Genomic DNA, 19,360 nt, shown 5'->3' on the forward strand with positions numbered 1-19,360 from the left:
TCATAAAAAAAAGTGAATTTCAGATAAATGTACTGTTTAAATTGAAATTTAAAGCTAATGTTGCCGTTTTAGTGTGGTCAATCCATACTGCAGTTCATTGAATGACAGAAGGAACTGACTCATGAAGATTGTAACTTCATCCCGTATCCCTGATTTACATCATGGTTCTGGCGCTGCTGTTGAAAGCTTAAGGTCATTGATGACCGCCATGGGTATCAATAAATTCTCTGGAGTGAACGTTCCAGAGCAGGAGTATATTCTTTTTGTATTAAAAGAACATGAGCCTGAGGGGCTACTTACTCGTGAATTAGCTGACAGATGTGAAATGTCAATATATAAAGTCAGACATTTGTTGCTGCCTTTGGAGAAGTATGGTCAGGTGAACAGAATAAAAATCAAAAAACATCATAAGTGGTATATTTATAATAAACATATTGATTGAGAGTCATACTAACAAGAGGCCTGTAAATTTGCAATAAACACAGGTCTTTTAGATGCTTTTTTCAATATTTTAATGTTTTTTTAGAATTAATATCTCGCAAATAATGGAGAATATTCTTAACGAAGTGATATGCCACTTCTTAAATAGAGCGTTTTGCATTTCATATGTTGATAAGTATTTATCAATAATGTTGGATAATTCTCATTTGTTGATTTTATGCGGCAAGCGATGGCAGGCGAGCGCTCGATCGTTTTGTTGATGAAATGATGCTTTTGTTTCTAAATTGTTGCTTTTGTGGCGTGGCAATCTGATTCAATCAACGTCGAGGGGGAATTTGGCTAAGAAGTCGCATAAGAAAAAGAATGCAATATTATCTAAGGCCATTGTTATTCCGTACTCACTTCAGTTCACTGACGCTATCATGTTCGCTTTAGCACTCCCTGCCTGGAGTTTTCCATAAAAGAGAAAATAGTGTGATCCAGTTCAATAATATCTTATGTGAGATAAATATTTCCCGATTGCTTATATTGGATACCGTTGCGTATGAGCATGCGTAAAGCACGGTGATGACTGCTGTCCAGTATACTGGACTAAATTCCCATATTATGGGAGGTACGTTAGTTAACTGAGTCAGAGTGCAGGGCAATTGAGGTGTTATTTGATATGAAATAATAAAAAGTTCGTATCAGTCACGTTACTGTGGGCCAAATATTGTGGTTATCAAACACTCAGCTTGAAGGGAGCATAAAATGGCTTACAGAATGATTTTAAACGAAACTTCTTATTTTGGTGCGGGATCGATTAGCTGCATTGTCGATGAAGTCAAAAAGCGCGGCTTTAAAAAAGCGCTGGTGGTCACTGATAAGGATCTGATTCGCTTTAAGGTCGCGACAAAAGTATTCGATATCCTCGACAGCGCTGGCCTGGCCTACAGCGTCTTTGATAGCGTGATTCCTAACCCGACCATTGAAGTTGTACAACAGGGCGTTGAAGCGTTTAAACAATCGGGTGCAGATTATCTGATCGCCATCGGCGGTGGTTCCCCGCAGGATACCTGCAAGGCAGTAGGGATTATCATTAATAACCCTGAATTCGCCGATGTTCGCAGCCTGGAGGGCGGGGCCGACACCAAAAATGCCGCAGTGCCGATGATTGCGATCCCAACCACCGCCGGTACGGCTGCTGAAGTGACCATCAACTACGTCATCACCGACGTACAAAACCGCCGCAAGTTTGTTTGCTATGACCCGCACGATATCCCGGTTGTGGCGATTATCGATGCTGAAATGATGGCCAGCATGCCTGCCAGCCTGAAGGCGGCGACCGGCGTCGATGCGCTGACTCATGCGATCGAAGGTTATATCACTAAAGGCGCATGGGAATTAACCGACATGCTGCATCTGAAGGCCATTGAAGTGATTGGCCGCTCGCTGCGCGCCTCAGTGCAGGGCGATGAGCAGGGCGCGGAAGGGATGGCGCTGGGGCAATATATTGCCGGAATGGGCTTCTCTAACGTCGGACTGGGCTTGGTTCACGGCATGGCGCACCCGTTGGGCGCTTTCTACGGTACGCCGCATGGTGTCGCCAACGCAGTGCTGTTGCCACATCTTATGGCTTACAACGCTGAATTTACCGGTGAGAAGTATCGCGACATTGCGGTGGCTCTGGGAAATAAACAGGCGGCGACCCTACCGATTGCCGAAGCGCGTAAGGCAGCCGTTGAGGCCGTGGCGCAGCTTAACCGCGACGTTAATATCCCGGCGCGTCTGCGTGATGTGGGTATGAAAGAGGAGGATATTGATGCCCTCGCCGCCGCCGCGCTGGCGGATGTGTGCACTGGCGGTAACCCGCGCGATACAAATCTGGAAGAGATTAAAGCGCTGTATCGGGCGATTTTCTAAGGTAGCAATCTCAACCGTAGCCGGTAGAACGCTCTATCGGCTACGGTGTTATTTAGGCTGGGCGTGTGCGCTATATCCGAACTCGTTTATACCCGTCATACTTCAAGTTGCTTGTGCGTTGGCTGCGTTCACTCACCCCAGTCACTTACTTTAGTAAGCTCCTGGGGATTAATGAGAGGCTCCTGCCTCTCACCGGAGGCCAGCCTTCGGCTGGTCAAATTCGTTCCCGACGAATTTGTCGCTCTCTTGCCGCGTGATTCGTCCCTACGGGACTCACCCTTTCAGGGCCAGCGCAAGCGCTGTTCAAAACGGTTAACCGTTTTGTCCTGCAACTCGAATTATTTAGGGTATATACCCAGTCATCAATCTCTATCTGTTTTAGCTTTAATCTTGTCAATGGCGGTGACGTTTTCCGACATCGCTTCATTAAGGACCTTCACCGCCGTGTTGGCATCGCGATTTTTAATCGACATATAGACTTTGATATGGGCTTCCACGCTTTCAAGGGTAATGCCCAGCGCGCGGTTAAGTTCTTCAAGGTAGTAGTAATAAATATCTTTGATGGAATTCATTACGTTATAAAAGACGCTATTGTGCGATGCCCTGACAATCGCCAAATGGAACGCGTAATCCGCTTCAGAATATTTTTTGTAGTCACCCTTGTTGATGAGCATATTGTTGAGCGCTTGCTCAAGCTGGAGGATATCTTCATCGGTGGCATGAGTGACGGCCAGCTCCACGCATTTGAACTCTACGGTCTGGCGGAAGATCATCATGTCGTGAAACTCTTCGCGGCTAAGATGCATGATAGGGCGAGGATCGTTGCTCAGCATCTGCGGTGTGAAGTGATCGCTAACGTAGCTGCCGCTCCCTTGGCGGGTGACGACAATGCCGAGATCGCGAAAGCGCTGGACCGCACTGCGCACGCTGACCCGGCTGACGTTGAAGGACGTGGTCAGCTCCGCTTCAGATGGCAGGCGGCTACCCGGCGGCCAGCTACCATCCAGCAGCTTTGCGCTGATCTGATCATAAATTTCATTTACAACATTCTGTTTTTGAATGGATTTTATGCTCAAGATCGCTGTCCGTGTGAGTTATAAAGCGTCAGCCAATATACCATTTTTAAAAACAAAGCGCCCGTTCGGGCGCCTAATATTAACAGGTCTGAACTTTTGTGCTGCTGGACTCTTTACTGGTGAAAGCCGTGACTGATGTCAGTAAAACTGCCAGGACAAGCGAGCTGCCCATAAAAATGTAAGAGGCGCCTGGACCACCGGTCAAACCATTGAGGTAGCCGACAATCCATGAACCAACGAACGAGCCAAGCGCACCGAAACTGACGATAAACGCCATCGCTCCAGCCATCACATTCCTTGGGATCATGTCAGGTATTGCTGCAAAAAATGGACCGTATGGCGTATACATCGCCCCACCCGCAATCATCAGTAGCACATAGGATAACCAGAAGTTGGAGGTACCGATGGTAAAGGAACCGATAAAGCAGATCGCGCCAAGCCCTAAGAAGAGAAGAACAATGATTTTACGATTCAGAAATTTATCTGAATACCAGGAGGCACCCAACATCAGTGGAACGGCGAGCAGATAAGGTGCTGCGGATAACCAACCTGTTGCGACAATACTTAGCCCTGATGCTGATTTTAAAATAGACGGAAGCCACATAATGAAACCATACATTCCGATATTCCAGAAAAAATGGATAAAGGAAAGGGAAAGTACTTTACCTGAACGAAAAGCCTCACTGTAGTTTTTAATTTCTTTTATATTAGTTTGCTCAGCGGCAAGTGCAGCTTCAATATCGATTTTTTCTTGTGGAGTTAACCATTTTGCATCAGCAGGGCGATCAACAAAAACAAACCACCATATTGCCGCCCAAATAATTGCGGGTACGCCTTCAATGATGAACATTCCACGCCAGCCGAACGCATCAACAAGATAACCTGACAGAACGGACATCCACAATACGGTAATAGGGTTACCAAGGAACAGAAATGTATTGGCTTTTGAACGTTCTTTCTTAGTAAACCAGTGACTTAGGAAGACAAGCATTGCGGGCATAACGACACTTTCGGCGACACCAAGAAGAAAACGTATCACCGCCAGAGTTTTTACATCATGTACCATGCCAGTTGCTGTTGCTAAAATACCCCACAGGATAAGACTCCAGAATATCAGTTTCTTCGCACTACGTTTTTCAGCGTAAATACCTCCTGGAACTTGAAAGAAAAAGTACCCCAGGAAGAATAAAGCGCCAAGTAACGATGATATCCCAGGGGTAATATTGAGGTCTTCTGCCAAACCCGATGCGGCACCAAATCCATAGTTAGCACGATCCAGATAGGCCAGGCTGTAAGTGATAAATGCCAGGGGAATAAGTTTTTTCCAGCGTAAAGGGGCCAGTTTTCTTTGTATTTTATCAATCATAATCTCTATTCCAGAGTAGGTTTTTTATGCATCTGCTGACGGTTATTGAATTGAATCACAGCACTGCCAGCCAGCCACCATCGACGTAAATAATCTGTCCGTTGATATAGTCAGAGGCTTTTGATGACAGAAAGACCGCGGTGCCAATTAATTCATCCGGACGGCCCCAGCGCTGTGATGGATTGCTGCTTTTTACCCAGTTGTCGAACTGCTTATCTTCAATCAGCGCAGTATTCATGTCGGTCAGAATGTAGCCAGGTCCAATGGCGTTGCTCTGGATATTAAATTGCGCCCATTCAGCCGCCATGGAGCAGGTGAGCATTTTGATCCCGCCTTTCGCCGCCGTATAGGGAGCCACGGTTGGTCGGGCTGCCTGACTGGTCAGCGAACCGATATTGACAATTTTGCCCCCGGAGTTGCGTGCAATCATCCGTCTTGCGGCGGCACGAGAAACGAGGAAAGCGCTGGTAAGGTTGGTATCAATCACCTTTTGCCACTTTTCCAGCTCCAGTTCCACCATCGGCTTACGATACTGAATACCGGCGTTGTTTATCAAAATGTCGATGTAGATACCCTGTGCGTCAAGCTCTGCAAAAGCTTTTTCAATCGCCTCTTCGTTTGTCACATCAAACGCCACGCCGTGTGCGCGATACCCTTTACTTGCCAGTGCATCGACGGACTCGGCCAGCAGCGTGTCGCGAATGTCGTTCAGAACGACCCTGGCACCCGCAGCGGCGAGCCCTTCGGCATAGGCAAATCCCAACCCACGCGCCGATCCGGTGACCAGTGCCGTTTTCCCCGTTAAATCGAATAATGCGCTCATCTCATTTCCTCATTGGTTTAATTTGTATGACGACTGTCTTATTTAAGGTTGGTTTTTTGAATGATAAAAAGCAACACCCTAAAAATAAATTTGCAATACGGATCACGAATGCAAGGTGTCGAACATATTTTTATTTTTATATGTAATTGTATTTTACTGTTTTTATTTTACTGGATGTCGCTGATTTGATCGCGATCACAGAATGTAATATTCCAGAGACGCTCACGGATTAAGCGTGATATAACATCGCAAAGTTGTAGGACAACTTACAAATTATGTATTGTCATTCGCTTGCAGCATGGCAGGCAGTTAGTTCGCAAAACTGAGGAGTTAAAGTGAGTAACCTGAAAATCACTAATGTGAAAACGATTCTGACGGCGCCGGGTGGCATTGATCTGGCCGTGGTGAAGGTCGAAACCAATGAGCCAGGGCTGTACGGTCTGGGCTGTGCGACATTTACCCAGCGTATCTTCGCGGTTAAAAGTGCCATTGATGAGTACATGGCGCCTTTTCTCATTGGCAAAGATCCGACGCGTATTGAAGATATCTGGCAGTCTGGCGCGGTCAGCGGCTACTGGCGTAACGGGCCGATTATGAACAACGCGCTATCGGGCGTTGATATGGCGCTGTGGGATATCAAAGGTAAGCTGGCGGGGATGCCGGTTTATGATTTACTGGGCGGTAAATGTCGCGACGGTATTCCTTTGTATTGCCATACCGATGGTGGCGACGAAGTGGAAGTTGAGGACAATATCCGCGCCCGAATGGAGGAGGGATACCAGTACGTACGCTGTCAGATGGGGATGTACGGCGGTGCAGGAACTGATGATCTCAAACTGATTGCGACCCAACTGGCGCGGGCGAAGAATATCCAGCCCAAACGTTCTCCACGGAGCAAAACGCCGGGGATCTATTTTGACCCCGACGCCTATGCGAAAAGCGTTCCCCGCCTGTTTGACCATCTTCGCAACAAGCTGGGATTTGGCATTGAGTTCATTCATGACGTCCATGAACGCGTAACCCCGGTCACCGCGATTAACCTGGCCAAAACGCTTGAGCAATATCAGCTCTTTTATCTTGAAGATCCGGTGGCACCGGAAAATATCGACTGGCTTAAAATGCTTCGCCAACAATCCTCCACGCCGATCTCCATGGGGGAACTGTTTGTGAATGTGAATGAGTGGAAACCGCTAATCGACAACAAGCTTATCGATTACATTCGCTGCCACGCCAGTACCATCGGCGGTATTACGCCAGCGAAGAAACTGGCGGTTTACAGCGAGCTGAACGGCGTGCGTACCGCATGGCATGGGCCTGGCGATATCTCACCGGTCGGCGTCTGCGCGAATATGCACCTTGACCTGAGTTCGCCAAACTTCGGTATTCAGGAGTACACGCCGATGAATGACGCACTGTGCGACGTCTTCCCGGGTTGCCCGGAAATAGACCACGGCTATGCGTATCTGAACGATAAGCCAGGGTTGGGCATTGATATCGATGAAGCCAAAGCGGCGAAGTATCCGTGCGAAGGTGGGATCCCATCCTGGACAATGGCACGGACACCGGATGGCACCGCTTCAAGACCGTAAGTGGCGTAAACGTCTTGCTGACAACGTGCGTCCTCCTGCAATCCCCGGGTCGCGGCTAACGCCTTACCCGGGCTACCTTGACGGGCATTATTCCCGGAGGTGGCGCGTTGCGCCTGTCCGGGCTACCCGATCGGATGAACCGGTAGCCCGGACAGATGCGTAGCATCGCCTCCGGGGAAATCGTCAGACCGCACGAATTATGGCACCAAATACACCTGCGGGGCGGCGGTATCCGGGTGTGCGCCCATTCTTACCTCAGCCCCGTACCAGCGGCTAATAATTGGCTGCTGAACCACCTCCTGCGGCGTGCCCTGCGCCACCAGCTTCCCCTGATGCAACAGCAGAATGCGATCGGCCCACAGCGCCGCCAGGTTCAGGTCATGCAGCACCACGCAGACATGCAGTTGGCTGCTGCGGGTCAGGCGCTTGAGCAGGCGCAGCAGATGCTGCTGGTAATAGAGATCGAGCGCCGAAGTAGGCTCGTCGAGAAACAGCCAGCCCTCAGGCGTACCGTCGCGCCACAGCTGCGCCAGACAGCGGGCCAGCTGCACCCGCTGCTGTTCGCCGCCGGAGAGGGAAGGGTAGCGTCTCCCGGCCAGATGATCGCAGCCGGTCTCCTCCATGACCTGACGGATCATCTCCGCGTTCGGCGTGCTGCCCCACGGCGAACGGCCCATGGTGATCACCGTTTCAATCGGCCAGTCGGCATGAAGCGAGGTGCGTTGCAGCATCACCGCCCGGCGGCGGGAGAGTGCGTCTGCCGACCAGGCTTCCAGCGGACGGCCTTCCACCAACCGTTCGCCGCTGTCCGGCGTTAAAAAACCGGTTAACAGGCGCAGCAGGGTTGATTTACCCGCGCCGTTGGGGCCAATCAGCGCCGTCATCTCGCCGCCGCGCAACTGGAGCGAAACATCATTAATAATCTGGCGCTTGCCCATGCGCAGCGAAAGCGAACGCGCGCTATAGCGGTTATCCATGCGTTTCTCTCTCCCGGCGAAAAATTAGCCACAGGAACCACGGCGCGCCGAGGACGCTGGTCAACAGACCAACCGGCATCTCGGCAGGTGCGGCGACGGTGCGCGCCAGCGTATCGGCCAGCAGCAGCAAAATTGCGCCACACAGCAGCGAACCGGGGATCAGACCGCGATGGTCCGGCCCCAGCCACATTCGCATCAGATGCGGCACCACCAGGCCAATAAAACCAATAATGCCGCTGATCGCCACCGCCGACGCCACCAGCAGGGCGCTGCACAGCAGCAATAGCCGCTGCAGCGCACGAACGTTAACGCCGAGGTAATGTGCCTCTTCATCACCCAATTGCAGCAGATTAAGGCGTGAAGCCATCGCCCATATCAAGATAGAAGCCGGGATTATCAGCGTGGCCGCCACCAGCAGGGTGGACCACTCCGCCTGGCCGAGGCTGCCCATGCCCCACAGGGAAAGCTGGCGCAATTGGGCATCGTTGCTGATCCACGCCAGCACCCCGACCAGCGCGCTGCAAAGCGCGTTAATCGCGATGCCGACCAGCAGCAGGCGCGAGAGCGAAGCGTCACCCGCCCGGCTGAGGATAAAAATCACCACCATCACCGCCATACTCCCGATAAACGCCGCCAGCATCGGGGCGTACAGCGCCACAAGCACCGGTACCGACAGGGGCAGCACCAGCCAGCAGGCTACCGCCAGCGCCGCACCGCTACTGATACCTAAAAGCCCAGGGTCCGCGAGCGGATTGCGAAACAGCCCCTGCATCACGCAGCCGGAGAGCGCCAGAGCAGCGCCGACCAGCAGCGCCAGCAGCACCCGCGGCAGGCGAATGGTCAGCCAGATGTTTCTCAGGATTTCATCGCCGGAAGGCAGCAGGCTGGCCAGCGGCAGGCGCATCGCCCCAAGAGTGGTGGCAAGTAGCGTCAGGATGACCAACAGCAGCGTCATTAACCACAGATGACGAGTAAGGTGGCAACGCATCAGGGCAGCAACTCCGCTTTTTGCCGTAGCGCGAGTACCGCCTGCGGCGTGCGTGGGCCAAAGCCGAGCAGAGCCATATCATCAATAACCTGCACCTGCTTATTGCGCCCTGCGGGCGTCTGCGCCAGTCCCGGTAGCTTCCACAGTCCGGCTTCACCACCCATACCTTTCAGGCCCTCGGCGGAGATCACCACCAGATCCGGTCGGCTTGCGATAACGCCTTCCTGGGACATGCTGCGATAATGGTCGAAGTCCTGCATCGCATTCTGCAATCCGGCGGCTCGGATGGCTCCATCCGCCGCCGTTTGCTTACCGGCCACCATGGTGTTCATGCCGCCGTGGCTGAGGATAAACAGCACTCGCTTGTTAATGGGCTGCGAAGGGATTTGCGCGATCTGCTGGTGGAGCTTCTGGCGCAGGGCTTCACCTTCACTCTGTTTGCCGAGGGCCGCGGCAATCACGCCAATCTTTTTCTCGATTGCCAGAAAGTCGTAGCCGCCCGGTACGTTGACCACCTTAACTTTGTTCTCTTCGACCTTTTTCAGCACCAGCGAAGGCTGCGCCTGGGCGCTGGCTAGCACCAGCGTCGGGCGTAGAGAAAGGATCCCTTCAGCGTTTAGCTGGCGGATATAGCCGACATCCGGCAGGCTCTGTGCGGTGGCAGGCCAGGTGCTGGTGCTGTCTTTCGCCACCAGTTGCTGCTGGGCATCAAGCGCATAAACCACTTCCGTGACGTCGCCGCCGAGAGAGACAATCCGCTCGGCGGCGGCGCTGGCAAACAACGGAAACGCCATGAGTAACATCAGCCAACGTTTCATGCGATCAGCCCTTCGGTGGTCAAACGTTCGACCTGCGCGCGCCACTGCGCCTGCTCCGGGTGGCCTTCGGTACGTTGACCGTACAGCTGGGCAATCTGCGTGCCGTCTTTGGCAAACAGCTCGACGCTGGTGACGTGGCCGTCGGAGGTCGGTTTACGGGTGACCCAAATCTCATCCACGCTGTCCTCGCGCAGATGCAGGGTAAAGGCGGCGTTGAAGATATTCAGCCAGCCGCGCATCGGCGCGACTTTTTCCAGCGCGCCGGTGAAGATCTGCACGCAGCCGCGGTTGCCGACGAAAATCATGATCTCGTTACCATCCTGATGAATAGTACCCAGCAGGCCCGGCAGAGCCTCTTTCTCGATACGGCAGGCGAGGTCGCCGCTGACCAGACGGAACGCCTGCTGGCGCGACAGGTTATGTTTTCTCAACAGGCCAAAGAACTGGTGGACGTCGGTCATGGCGCGCCATTCGTTTTCCAGCGTCGTGCCGTCGGCAGAATCAGCATATTTCAGCGGATCGACCGGGCGAACGGTCAGCGGAGCGGGGGTGTCTTGCGTATGTTCAGCGATCAGCGCATCCCAGGCCGCCATATTGGTCTGCGCAGTTGCGTAGACTTTCAGCAGCGCATCACCGTGCGGGTCGAAGAACTGAATGCTCTGACGACCGTTGTCGGTCAGGTGGAAAGCGCTGGCCCACTGGCTGAGGAACAGGCGCAGGTCGAGGGCGCGCGGGTTGAGCACCAGCCCGGCGTGGCCGCTCAGATGCTGGTGGGTAAATTCGCCGACCTGTTCATGCACCGCGTATTCGTTGCGACAGATACATTTGGTTTCGCCCACGGCTTCCAGCGCAGCCAGAATGGCGCGCGCATCGTCAATCAGACGTACGGCATCGTGGCCGAGGCGAGCTTCGGTCAGCTCAGCTTCGCTAATCCCCATTTCGGCGGCGATATCGCGGGCGTATTTTGCGCAAGATTGCGCTTTAGTGGTCAGATAGCGTTGCCACAGCGGAGCATGTTGCGGTTGGGTGTTTTGCATAATTCACATCCTTCTCGACGATGAGTATCCCCGGCGCGCGGCCGGGGAGCAGGTTTCTTATTATTTGGCCTATCAGAAATCGACGTTAACGCCTAACTGCCAGGTACGCCCAGGCATCACTGACAGCGCTTTATCGTTGGCATCCTGATTGGTTGCCGTTTCGATATTACGGCTGCTCAGATAATCCCAGTATTTACGGTCGGTAATGTTGTACACGCCGCCGTTCACGCGCACATTCTTCGCCACCTGCCAGTAAGCGGTCCAGTCCAGCATGCCGTAGCCCGGAACGCGCATATATTCGCTGGTCGAATCGGTAATCGCCGAGCCGGTGTTGGTATAGCTTTCGCGGTTGGTGGTGGTTGCGCGTTTGCCCTTAACAAAAGTGGCGGTCAGCGCGGTGCCGTACACTTTGGCCGGATCGTCCCATGCCACGCCGACGATAGCCTTCATTGGCGCGACGCTATCGAGGTCGACGTACTTGTCGCCGCTGTAGCTGGATTTCGATTGCCCTTCGCTATAGCCGTAGGCGAGGGTGGCACTCAGGCCGTTAACCTCTTCAAACCAGGTGCCAAAGTTGAATTTGGCGCTGATTTCGCCGCCGTAGATATAGGCTTTATCGCGGTTCTCCGCCTGGTAAATGGTATAGATGTTCGATGGTACGTTAGCGAACTGAACCGGGTTATTGGCGCGGGTGTAGCGGGTATAGGCGATAAAGTTCTTATAGCTGTTGTAGAACAGCGCGGTGCGCATAGTGATGCCTTCGGTGACTTCGCCCTTCATCCCCCACTCAAAGTTATCGCTGGTTTCGGTTTTCAGATCGGTATTACCGATCAACGCATACTGTGCGCGTCCGGCGTAGCTGGAGCCGAGGTTCCAGGAGCCATACAGCTGGCTGGCGTTCGGGAACTGCGCCCCGCGCTGGTACTGCAGGTAGGTCATCAGGCGTGGAGCTATATCGTACTGGAAGGCCAGCGACGGCAGCGCCTGGGTATCGGAGTTCTTACCGTACAGATTTGAGACGGCAGAACCGGTCAGCACGCTGCTGTTGTTGGCAAGGTCGGAGACGCTCTCCGGCCTGGTCGACTGATGCACCACGCGAATGCCCGGGATGACGGCGAAGTTATGGCTGTCGAGGTCAAAGTTAATCTTGTCCTGCATGAAGCCTGCAACGATGTAGCCTCGGCTGTCGGCGTCCGGCTGCATGATTTCGCTAAAGGCGCTCGGGGTTGGCGACTGGGTTAATGGCCGCTGGGTTTTGGTGGTGCTGGCGTTAAAACCGGCGCTCAGGTCGTGGCGGCCAATGGACTTCGCCAGCGTACTCTGAATACCCCAGGTATCGGTATCGTAGTCGGAGCTTACCGTTTGCATCGCGCGGGTGATGCTGTCCGGCATATACGTCCAGTCATGGGACTCAGTGTGCTGGTAGTAGACTTTGGTCGACACGCTGTCGATATAGTCGTTCATCGGCGTCCAGTCATCTTTCAGGCTCAGGCCCCAGCGACGGGTCTGGCTGGTCTGGTTAGAGGTGCCGATAACGCTGTTGCCGCTGGTGTCCCAGGCGTCGTAGTGGGTGTGATTAGTTTTATGGTAATAATCGAAGGTGCTGGTCAGCTTATGTTCGTCATTCGGCTGCCAGATCCCGGAGGCCAAAAAGGCGTCGGAGTGCCAGTTAGCCGGGTATGAATCCACGGTCCCGCTGTTATTTTCCGTTTCCTGGCCGTCACGGCGGCTGTAGACGAAGATCCCGCGCAGGGTTTCGTCGCCACCGGCGACGGTGACGCCGTTGTGCCAGCTGCGGTTCGAGGAATCATAGCCGCTGCGGTAGCCGAAGGCGCTGGTTTTGCCCGGGTGCAGATAGTCATCTGCGGATTTCGGACGGAAGGAGACGTTACCGCCGATAGAGCTGTTGGCGGTTTCGGTCGAGGTGGCCCCGGACTGAATATCGATGCTGCCGTACATGTAGGGATCAATGTAGTCGCGGCCCATACCGAAAGTATTGAGGCCCGCGCGACTGGCGTAGCTGCGCCCGGTGGCGTTCGGCTGAGCGATGCCGTCGACGTCGATACCGACGCGGTTGCTCTCCATGCCGCGGATGTTGTAGCCGGTATAGCCGCCCCGGTCGAAGCCGCTTTTGCCGTTGCCGGAACCGCCGCTGGCGCCAGTCGCGCCAATCAACGGTTCGTAGCGCATGATGGAGCCAAAGTCGTTGGCCCCTTTATCCTGTAGTTCCTGAGCGCTGATGGAATGCTCGCTGCCCGCTTTCAGCACTGGGGCTGGCGCGGTCACAGTCATCTGTTCTGAACTATCGTCGGATGATGAATTATTGGTGGTATCAGCCGCCCCGGCGGAGGTCTGATAGATTGCTGCAAGCAAAGAAGTCACCAGCAGGCTTTTTTTGAACCATGCTGTTGATTGAGTGGAGTTATACATAGTAGCCACGCCTTGATAATTATTAGTATCGGCTCACGCGTTACTTCCAGAGTGCAGGTGTGTCCCGTTATTCCGTTACTGGACGTTTTTTACTCCATGCTTATTGATTGCGAATGGTAATGATAGGTATTATCATTTGCAACAAAATAATCATTTATTCCTCAATTAATCTGCAAGTTGTTTACAATTTGCCCTTTGATCAACATCGAGAAACCTATGAGCCACAAAGCCGCTATTACCATTACCTACTGTTCGCAGTGCAACTGGATGCTACGCGCCAGCTGGATGGCCCAGGAACTACTGCATAGTTTCAGCACCGATATTGGCTCAGTGACCCTGGTGCCGGGAACCGGGGGGATCTTCGTGGTGACCGTTGACGATGTGCAAATCTGGGAGCGCAAGCAGGATGGTGGTTTCCCCGATGCGGCGGAGCTGAAGCGTCGGGTTCGCGACGTTTGCTTCCCGGAGAAACCTCTGGGGCACGTGGACAAGCCGGCATAATCCTCAGGAGGTAACCGGCTGCGCCGCACTCTTTAAAGGTGTATTATTAACGCATCTTTATCGATGAGGAACAGGCGATGGCGGGCAAACGTATTGCGCGGGAAAAAAAGACCATTAGCAGCATGATTACGCTCTACCAGCGCCGCTGCCCGGATGCCCATGAAGATGCGGAATATTATCAGGCGCTTAACGCCTACGCTGATAAGCGCCTGGATAAGTGCGTATTTGGTGAAGAAAAACCCGCCTGTAAGCAGTGCCCGGTGCACTGTTATCAGCCCGCCAAACGTGAAGAGATGAAGCAGATTATGCGCTGGGCGGGGCCACGGATGCTTTGGCGGCACCCTATTTTGACCATTCGCCATTTGATTGATGACAGGCGCCCGGTGCCGGAGTTACCGGAAAAATACCGACCCAAAAAATAGCGGCGAACGTCCCCCGGCTCGCGCTGCGCTTAGCCGGGCTACCGAACTGTGCGGTTTGGTGCCGTTGGTTTTCCCGGAGGCGATGCTGCGCATCTGTCCGTATATGGACACCTCCCGTGATGCAAGCTATTTTTTGTGTGAGTCACCAGGGTAAGTTGCGTTCGTATATCCGGCCTCTCGTTCGGTACCGTCGTACCCGGGCCATGATGTGTTCTGCGCACCTGCTTCCTTTCGGGCTATCGGCTTTGCTTCGCAGGGAGCCTTCGGACAGGCCGGATTTCTCAGGTGCTGGTCTTACCGGTTACTCATCACGCTAAATCGCTTCGCAATCTCACGACAGGGTTACTGCTCTTTTTACTGCATGGCTCACGGGGCGTCGGTTAACCGGCGACCCGTGAGCCATGGTAATCTTCTCCGCGACTCATCACCGCCCACGCTATCCGCACATTCTTGTTCGCCAGCGCCACCGTCGCGATATTCCGGTTCCGTCTTTCCGCCACCGACTGCAGCCACTGGCTCCGCCGGTCTTCTTTGCCTGCACATGTCTTCAGAACTGACCGTGCCCCGTGGATGACCAGCGTACGCAGGTAGCTGTCACCCCGCTTGCTGATATGCCCCAGCTGCTGCTTACCGCCGCTTGAGTGCTGCCGGGGAACCAGCCCCACATAAGCCGCCATCTCCCGACCGTTCTTAAACTGCGTCGCGTCACCCAACAACGCCACCATCGCGCTGGCGGTTATCACGCCGATACCTTCTATTTTCATCAGCCGCTGGATGCAGATATCTTCCCGCGCCGCCTCTGCGAGCCGCCGGTCATGCCCCGCCACCCGGTCATCCAGCATCCGCAGCTCTTCGGCCAGCTCGCACAGCAGGCGCATAAACCGGTCATCCCACTGCTCCTGCTGTGACAGTATCTCCGGCAGCGCCTTACGCAACTGGCTGATGCCGACCGGCAGCACCACGCCGAATTCGCCCAGAAAGCCCCGTATCTCGTTGCACAGCGCCGTGCGGCTTTTTATCACTCTGGCCCGCACGCGATGCTCCGCCTGAAGGGTCTGCTGGCGCTCTGTCTTAACCGCGACGAAGCGCATGGCGGGGCGGCTGATGGCTTCACAGATGGCTTCGGCATCGTTGGCATCATTCTTGTTGCCTTTGAGGTAAGGCTTGACGAATTTCGGGGGAATAATGCGCACGGTATGCCCCATGCGGGTGAGTTCGCGGGACCAGTAGTGGGATGATGCGCAGGCTTCAATCCCGATGGTGCAGGGAGCCAGCTGAGAGAAATAAGCGTGCATGTGGGCGCGGCGGAGAGATTTCCGCACGACGACATGTTCATGGTGATCCACAGCATGGATCTGAAAGACATTTTTTGCCAGGTCAAGACCGATACGTTTAATATTCATGGTGGACACCTCCTCCTGTGGACTGCAGGTAACACTTCCAGTCTGGCACGTTCTGATGCCGTAAGGTGGGAGGTGTCCATCACATCGGGCTACAAATCTTCAGCCGTCTGCAAGCCCGTAGCCCGGGTAAGGCGTTAGCCGCGACCCGGGGCCTCGTCGGAATCGGCTTGGGTTTGACTATCGCGAACCGATGTACAGACAAACGCAATAATAAACAACAGGGTAAACAACACTACGATGGTCGGTGCCGGGGCGCTGTCGAGATAAAACGACAGCCACACGCCGCCCAGAGAACAGCCCACCGCAATCGCCACCGCCAGCAGCAGGGCGCTGACAAACCGCCGCGTCAGCAGCAGCGCAATTGCCCCCGGGGCTATCAGCAGCGAAATCGACAAAATAATCCCCACCGCTTTTAGCGTCGCCACAATGGTCAGCGCAATCATGCACAGCAGCCCGTAATGCAGCAGCCCGCAGCGCAAACCGCTGGCTTTCGCCTGGTTCGGGTCGAAGGCGTGCAGCAGAAAATCGCGCCACTTCAGGCCGATAATCAGCGCGATCGCCAGCGCAATCAGCGACGTTTGCACAATGTCGCTGGCGGAAATACCCAGCATGTCGCCAAACAGAATATGGTCGAGATGCACCTCCGACTGAATCGACACGTACAGCACCAGCCCTGCGCCAAACATCCCGGAAAACACAATTCCCATAATCGTATCGCGCTTGATGCGGCTGTTATCGTCGAGATAACCGGTGGCGATGGCGCAGAATAACCCGGCGATAAACGCGCCGATAGCGAACGGGATGCCGATGATATATGCCATCACCACGCCCGGAAAAACCGCGTGACTCATGGCGTCGCCCATCAGCGCCCAGCCTTTTAACACCAAAAATACCGACAGCAGCGCGCAGGGAATGGCAACGATAATCGCCACCAGCATGGCGTTAATCATAAAAGAGAACTGGAACGGTTCGAGCAGAGTGGTCAGCATGTGGCCTCCCTGGCGCGGCGACGGCTGGCGAGCAGGCCGTGCTTCGGCGCGAAAACGAAAGCGACTAAAAACAGCAACGTCTGGGCCACAACGATAATCCCGCCGGTTGCCCCGTCCAGATAGTAACTCAGCCACGCGCCGAAAAAGCTGGTCAGGCTGCCGATAGCCACGGCGATCGCCAGCAGGCGCGGAAAGCGGTCGGTCAGCAGCCAGGCGGTGGCACCGGGCGTGACGACCAGGCAAATCACCAGAAATGCGCCGACGGTTTGCAATGCCGCGACGGTACAGGCCGCCAGCAGGGTGAAAAATAGCAGCTTCAGCCCGGTGGTGTTCAGGCCAATCGAGCGGGCGTGGTTCTCATCGAAAAAGGTCACCATCAGGTCTTTCCACTTCAACAGCAGAATCGCCATCGAAATAAAGCCAATCGCCGCCAGCTGAATAATATCCTCTGGAGCAATGGCCAAAATATTGCCGAGAATAATGGTCTGGATATTCACCGAGGTCGGGTTAAGCGACACCATAAACAGGCCGATACCGAAAAATGAAGAGAAGATCAGGCCGATAATCGCGTCTTCCTTCAGCTTCGAGCGCTGGTTAAGAAACAGCATGCTGCCCGCCGCCAGCCCGCCGGAAAGAAACGCCCCCAGCGCGAAGGGCAGGCCGAGCATATAAGCGCCCGCCACGCCGGGTACGATGGAGTGGGAGAGGGCATCGCCAATCAGCGACCAGCCCTTGAGCATCAGATAGCAGGAGAGAAATGCGCACACCCCGCCCACCAGCGCCGAAACCCACATCGCGTTGAGCATGTATTGATAACCAAACGGCTCCAGCAGCCAGCTCATCTTTCGCCTCCCGCCGCCCGGCGGCTGATAAACGGGCGCTCATCGTCGGTAATGATCCTCTCTTCCGCCCCGCTCAGCACCACGTGGCGCAGCACGCCGCTAAAGGCGAGTTCGAGGTTTTCCGCGGTAAAGGTGGTTTCCGTCGGGCCGCTAGCCAGCACGGTGCCTTTTACCATCACTGTGTAGTCGCAGAACTCGCTTACCGAACCGAGGTTATGCGTTGAAACCAGCATGGTGCAACCTTCGTCGCGCAGCTCCCGCAGCAGGGTGATAATGCGCGCTTCGGTCTGCACATCGACGCCGGTAAAGGGTTCATCCAGCAGAATGACTTTCCCCTGCTGGGCGATAGCGCGGGCGAGAAACACGCGCTTTTTCTGCCCTCCGGAGAGTTCGCCTATCTGCCGATGGCGATACTCGCTCATGCCGACCCGCTCCAGCGCGGCGTCGACAATCTCATGGTCGCGTGATTTTGCCCGCCGCAGCCAGCCCATATGGCCGTAGCGGCCCATCATCACCACATCTTCCACCAGCACCGGGAAGGACCAGTCCACCTCTTCCGACTGCGGAACATAGGCCACGAGGTTCTGGCGCAGAGCGCGGTTAACCGTTTGACCAAGAATGGCGATATCGCCCCGGCCCACGCGCACGAAGCCCATCAGCGCTTTAAACAGCGTCGATTTTCCCGAACCGTTCACCCCGACCAGCGCGGCAATTGAGCTGCGCGGGACGCTAAATGAAGCATCGCGCAGGGCGGTATGCCCGTTGCGATAGGTTACGCTGACGTTGTTGACCGCGAGGCCCGGCAGCTCGTGACTCATGCCTGTTTCCTTAGTCCGTCGTTGATACCCTGGACGATGGTTTCGGTGGTGACGCGCAGCAGGTCGAGGTAGGTCGGAACCGGACCGTCGGCGGCGCTCAGGGAGTCGACGTACAGGACGCCGCCATAGTGGGCACCCGCTTCCCGTGCTACTTGACGCGCGGGTTTATCGGAGATAGTGCTTTCGCTAAAGATAGTCGGGATACGCTCTTTCTTCATGGTGTCGATGGTTTTGCGCACCTGCTGCGGCGTGCCCTGCTGGTCGGCGTTGATCGGCCACAGATAGAGTTCCTGCAGGCCGTTATCGCGGGCCAGATAGGAGAACGCACCTTCGCTAGTCACCAGCCAGCGCTTATCCTGCGGCAGCTTCGCCAGTTCCGCCTTCAGCGGCGCCATGGTCTGGCGGATCTTCTCTTTGTAGGCTTCGGCGTTCTGGCGATAGGTATCGGCATTGACAGGATCGTATTTCACCAGCGCGTCACGAATATTATCGACATAGATCAGCGCGTTATCCGCCGACATCCAGGCGTGCGGGTTAGGCTTGCCGTTATACGGACCATCACTGATGCCCATCGGCTGAATCCCGTTGCTGACCACCACTTCCGGCACGTCGTTCAGGTGCTGATAAAAACGGGCAAACCACAGCTCAAGGTTCAGGCCGTTGGTGAGGATCAACTGAGCGCCCTGTGCGCGTTTAATATCGCCGGGAGTAGGCTGATATTCATGAATCTCGGCTCCCGGTTTAGTAATTGAGCTGACGTCGGCGGCGTCACCCGCGATGTTCTGCGCCATATCGGCGATCACGGTGAAGGTGGTGATGACTTTGAATTTGTCTTTCGCCTGCGCCGGAGTGATGGCAAAGAGCGCCAGAGTCGCAGCAAACATCAGGTGCTTCAGAGGTGGCAGATGCAGCATAAGGTCCCTCATAATATTGTGGTT

At 54.6% G+C, this 19,360-nt stretch carries 18 protein-coding genes; 5 read left to right on the forward strand and 13 right to left on the reverse strand.

What is annotated here, in order from left to right; all coding sequences use genetic code 11:
• The first annotated feature begins 121 nt into the window (after positions 1-121).
• Together HV213_RS06930 and fucO are read left to right on the forward strand one after the other, a co-directional pair.
• The gene (locus HV213_RS06930; RefSeq protein WP_181485148.1) at positions 122-442 is read left to right on the forward strand and encodes a FaeA/PapI family transcriptional regulator; all 321 of its coding nucleotides are present in this window, start codon (positions 122-124) and stop codon (positions 440-442) included.
• Between the two features lie 749 nt (positions 443-1,191).
• Entirely contained in the window at positions 1,192-2,343 is a 1,152-nt protein-coding gene (gene fucO, locus HV213_RS06935; protein ID WP_181485149.1) for a lactaldehyde reductase, read from the forward strand.
• Positions 2,344-2,705: 362 nt separating this feature from the next.
• Here fucO and HV213_RS06940 read toward each other — a convergent pair whose 3' ends face one another.
• From HV213_RS06940 to HV213_RS06950, 3 genes are all read right to left on the reverse strand, one after another.
• Positions 2,706-3,419, reverse strand: a complete 714-nt coding sequence (locus tag HV213_RS06940) for a FadR/GntR family transcriptional regulator (protein WP_181485150.1) — start codon at positions 3,417-3,419, stop codon at positions 2,706-2,708.
• A gap of 79 nt (positions 3,420-3,498) precedes the next feature.
• Complete coding sequence (locus tag HV213_RS06945; RefSeq protein ID WP_181485152.1) at positions 3,499-4,785, reverse strand: MFS transporter; 1,287 nt, start codon at positions 4,783-4,785, stop codon at positions 3,499-3,501.
• Positions 4,786-4,840: 55 nt separating this feature from the next.
• Positions 4,841-5,608 (reverse strand): SDR family oxidoreductase, encoded by a 768-nt coding sequence (locus HV213_RS06950; RefSeq protein ID WP_181485153.1) that lies wholly within the window; start codon positions 5,606-5,608, stop codon positions 4,841-4,843.
• Positions 5,609-5,943: 335 nt separating this feature from the next.
• Here HV213_RS06950 and HV213_RS06955 point away from each other — a divergent pair, with 335 nt between their 5' ends.
• On the forward strand, positions 5,944-7,197 hold the full coding sequence (locus HV213_RS06955) for an enolase C-terminal domain-like protein (RefSeq protein WP_181485154.1): 1,254 nt from the start codon (positions 5,944-5,946) through the stop codon (positions 7,195-7,197).
• 197 nt (positions 7,198-7,394) lie between these two features.
• On the opposite strand, the gene HV213_RS06960 is transcribed toward HV213_RS06955, so the two are convergent.
• From HV213_RS06960 to HV213_RS06980, 5 genes are all read right to left on the reverse strand, one after another.
• Positions 7,395-8,174: a heme ABC transporter ATP-binding protein gene (locus HV213_RS06960; protein WP_181485155.1), complete on the reverse strand. Its 780-nt coding sequence runs from the start codon at positions 8,172-8,174 to the stop codon at positions 7,395-7,397.
• Positions 8,167-9,162, reverse strand: a complete 996-nt coding sequence (locus tag HV213_RS06965) for a FecCD family ABC transporter permease (RefSeq protein WP_142463398.1) — start codon at positions 9,160-9,162, stop codon at positions 8,167-8,169. Before HV213_RS06965 ends, HV213_RS06960 begins: the two co-directional genes overlap by 8 nt.
• Positions 9,162-9,980, reverse strand: coding sequence for a heme/hemin ABC transporter substrate-binding protein (locus HV213_RS06970; RefSeq protein ID WP_181485156.1), 819 nt, complete (start codon positions 9,978-9,980; stop codon positions 9,162-9,164). The genes HV213_RS06965 and HV213_RS06970 overlap by 1 nt, the downstream gene beginning before the upstream one ends.
• A complete protein-coding gene (locus tag HV213_RS06975; RefSeq protein WP_181485157.1) occupies positions 9,977-11,017 on the reverse strand; it encodes a hemin-degrading factor in 1,041 nt (346 codons plus the stop codon). The genes HV213_RS06970 and HV213_RS06975 overlap by 4 nt, the downstream gene beginning before the upstream one ends.
• A gap of 72 nt (positions 11,018-11,089) precedes the next feature.
• The gene (locus HV213_RS06980) at positions 11,090-13,447 is read right to left on the reverse strand and encodes a TonB-dependent receptor domain-containing protein (protein ID WP_181485158.1); all 2,358 of its coding nucleotides are present in this window, start codon (positions 13,445-13,447) and stop codon (positions 11,090-11,092) included.
• A 216-nt stretch (positions 13,448-13,663) separates the two neighbouring features.
• Between HV213_RS06980 and HV213_RS06985 the strand changes: the two genes are divergently transcribed.
• Positions 13,664-13,948, forward strand: coding sequence for an Rdx family protein (locus HV213_RS06985; protein ID WP_110275799.1), 285 nt, complete (start codon positions 13,664-13,666; stop codon positions 13,946-13,948).
• Positions 13,949-14,025: 77 nt separating this feature from the next.
• The gene (locus tag HV213_RS06990) at positions 14,026-14,370 is read left to right on the forward strand and encodes a nitrous oxide-stimulated promoter family protein (RefSeq protein ID WP_181485159.1); all 345 of its coding nucleotides are present in this window, start codon (positions 14,026-14,028) and stop codon (positions 14,368-14,370) included.
• 380 nt (positions 14,371-14,750) lie between these two features.
• Here the strand turns inward: HV213_RS06990 and HV213_RS06995 are convergent, their stop codons facing one another.
• The 5 genes from HV213_RS06995 to HV213_RS07015 all read right to left on the reverse strand — a co-directional run bounded on the left by HV213_RS06995 (position 14,751) and on the right by HV213_RS07015 (position 19,336).
• Positions 14,751-15,773 (reverse strand): IS110 family RNA-guided transposase, encoded by a 1,023-nt coding sequence (locus tag HV213_RS06995; RefSeq protein ID WP_181482387.1) that lies wholly within the window; start codon positions 15,771-15,773, stop codon positions 14,751-14,753.
• 134 nt (positions 15,774-15,907) lie between these two features.
• Positions 15,908-16,762, reverse strand: a complete 855-nt coding sequence (gene sitD / locus HV213_RS07000; RefSeq protein ID WP_181485160.1) for an iron/manganese ABC transporter permease subunit SitD — start codon at positions 16,760-16,762, stop codon at positions 15,908-15,910.
• Positions 16,756-17,604, reverse strand: coding sequence for an iron/manganese ABC transporter permease subunit SitC (gene sitC, locus HV213_RS07005; RefSeq protein ID WP_181485161.1), 849 nt, complete (start codon positions 17,602-17,604; stop codon positions 16,756-16,758). Before sitC ends, sitD begins: the two co-directional genes overlap by 7 nt.
• Positions 17,601-18,422 carry a manganese/iron ABC transporter ATP-binding protein gene (locus HV213_RS07010; RefSeq protein WP_181485162.1) on the reverse strand — a complete coding sequence of 274 codons (822 nt, stop codon included), beginning with the start codon at positions 18,420-18,422 and terminating at the stop codon, positions 17,601-17,603. Before HV213_RS07010 ends, sitC begins: the two co-directional genes overlap by 4 nt.
• Positions 18,419-19,336, reverse strand: coding sequence for a metal ABC transporter substrate-binding protein (locus HV213_RS07015; RefSeq protein WP_181485163.1), 918 nt, complete (start codon positions 19,334-19,336; stop codon positions 18,419-18,421). Before HV213_RS07015 ends, HV213_RS07010 begins: the two co-directional genes overlap by 4 nt.
• Positions 19,337-19,360: the final 24 nt, after the last annotated feature.

The organism is Klebsiella sp. RHBSTW-00484 (assembly GCF_013705725.1).
In the GTDB taxonomy this organism is placed as follows: Bacteria; Pseudomonadota; Gammaproteobacteria; order Enterobacterales; family Enterobacteriaceae; genus Klebsiella.

Bases quoted from the DNA above. Each gene is read 5' to 3' on its own strand.
- HV213_RS06970 (WP_181485156.1), bottom strand. From the start codon at position 9,980: ATGAAACGTTGGCTGATGTTACTCATGGCGTTTCCGTTGTTTGCCAGC.
- fucO (WP_181485149.1), top strand. From the start codon at position 1,192: ATGGCTTACAGAATGATTTTAAACGAAACTTCTTATTTTGGTGCGGGA.
- HV213_RS06990 (WP_181485159.1), top strand. From the start codon at position 14,026: ATGGCGGGCAAACGTATTGCGCGGGAAAAAAAGACCATTAGCAGCATG.
- HV213_RS06960 (WP_181485155.1), bottom strand. From the start codon at position 8,174: ATGGATAACCGCTATAGCGCGCGTTCGCTTTCGCTGCGCATGGGCAAG.
- HV213_RS07010 (WP_181485162.1), bottom strand. From the start codon at position 18,422: ATGAGTCACGAGCTGCCGGGCCTCGCGGTCAACAACGTCAGCGTAACC.
- HV213_RS06945 (WP_181485152.1), bottom strand. From the start codon at position 4,785: ATGATTGATAAAATACAAAGAAAACTGGCCCCTTTACGCTGGAAAAAA.
- HV213_RS06930 (WP_181485148.1), top strand. From the start codon at position 122: ATGAAGATTGTAACTTCATCCCGTATCCCTGATTTACATCATGGTTCT.
- HV213_RS06965 (WP_142463398.1), bottom strand. From the start codon at position 9,162: ATGCGTTGCCACCTTACTCGTCATCTGTGGTTAATGACGCTGCTGTTG.
- HV213_RS06980 (WP_181485158.1), bottom strand. From the start codon at position 13,447: ATGTATAACTCCACTCAATCAACAGCATGGTTCAAAAAAAGCCTGCTG.
- HV213_RS06995 (WP_181482387.1), bottom strand. From the start codon at position 15,773: ATGAATATTAAACGTATCGGTCTTGACCTGGCAAAAAATGTCTTTCAG.
- HV213_RS06975 (WP_181485157.1), bottom strand. From the start codon at position 11,017: ATGCAAAACACCCAACCGCAACATGCTCCGCTGTGGCAACGCTATCTG.
- sitD (WP_181485160.1), bottom strand. From the start codon at position 16,762: ATGCTGACCACTCTGCTCGAACCGTTCCAGTTCTCTTTTATGATTAAC.
- HV213_RS07015 (WP_181485163.1), bottom strand. From the start codon at position 19,336: ATGCTGCATCTGCCACCTCTGAAGCACCTGATGTTTGCTGCGACTCTG.
- sitC (WP_181485161.1), bottom strand. From the start codon at position 17,604: ATGAGCTGGCTGCTGGAGCCGTTTGGTTATCAATACATGCTCAACGCG.
- HV213_RS06950 (WP_181485153.1), bottom strand. From the start codon at position 5,608: ATGAGCGCATTATTCGATTTAACGGGGAAAACGGCACTGGTCACCGGA.
- HV213_RS06985 (WP_110275799.1), top strand. From the start codon at position 13,664: ATGAGCCACAAAGCCGCTATTACCATTACCTACTGTTCGCAGTGCAAC.